Source organism: Pyxidicoccus xibeiensis (assembly GCF_024198175.1).
GTDB classification, from domain to species: domain Bacteria; phylum Myxococcota; class Myxococcia; order Myxococcales; family Myxococcaceae; genus Myxococcus; species Myxococcus xibeiensis.
On the sequence record NZ_JAJVKV010000051.1, the window covers coordinates 1 to 1,006 of the forward strand.

General features: G+C 67.2%; 1 protein-coding gene. It reads right to left on the bottom strand.

Going from position 1 to position 1,006, the window contains the following annotated elements; all coding sequences use genetic code 11:
• Positions 1–879, bottom strand: an 879-nt coding sequence (locus tag LXT23_RS49490) for a transposase (RefSeq protein WP_253987557.1), incomplete at its 3' end; no start/stop codon positions are given.
• Positions 880–1,006: the final 127 nt, after the last annotated feature.

Sequence of the window (1,006 nt, forward strand, 5' to 3'; positions counted from 1 at the left end):
GAGCACGCTCACCTCGCTGAAGGGGTCCAGCGCCTGCGCCAGGATGAAACGTGAGGAGTGCACCAGCAGCGAAGGCTTGTAGGCAAGGCGGTACAGCCCGTCCTTGCAGGGCTGGTTGACGGCCTCGGGCTCCTGCCGCGAAAGCTGCGGCGGGCCGCGGCGGTGCGCCGCGCGGGCCTCGGCTCGCTGGGTGGCAATCGCCACCGCCTGCTCCAGACGCTGGAGCTTCTTCTCCAGCGGGGCCTGCCGCGCTGCAGGGGCCGGTGCCTTGGGCAATGCCTCTAGCTGCTGGCGGGCCGCCAAGGCCTCTGCTTCCAACACCTCCTTGCGGGCCAGGCTGCGCAGGCTCGCCGCGGCCTGAATGACGGTGCCATCGGCCGCCGCTTCCCCCTCCTTGAGTCCCAGCTTCCTGGCCAATGTCCGCGAGGCGCTCACGAAGAACGCGTCGGACAACAACTTCTCGTGCCGCACGATGAACTTGCCCAACGTGCTGTGGTCCGGCTGCAGCCCCCCGCACAGAAACCACGCCCCCACGTCCCTCACCGCCAACTGCTCCAACTCCCGCAGCGACCACTGCCTCAGGTGCATGCCGTAGACGATGAGGCTCAGCATCAAACGCGGGTGGATGGGCGGCCGACCTCCGGGCTTGTACGCCGCCTCGAAGCGACTCACGTCCACCTCCCCCATCAACTCCCCCAGCACCCGCACCGCCTTCAGCCCGCTACTTTCCAGGTACTGCTCCAGCGGTACCTCCCCTACGTACAGCCGCCGCTGGCCCACTTGAAACTGCACCCTCTGCCCAATCCCCTCCTTGCTCTCGTTCCCTTCTGCGCGCTCTTGCGACTCAAACCCAAAGGCCTGCTGCGCCGTGTCCGGCACTTCCCTGGCCCGCCGCTTCTTCGCGCCCTTGGCTCTCACCCCTCCTCGACAACCACGCCATACTCAAGAAGTCGAGCGCTTCGGCTCCTACCCTGAGCATCTCCCCCCCCTTTTTCGACGGTCTGAC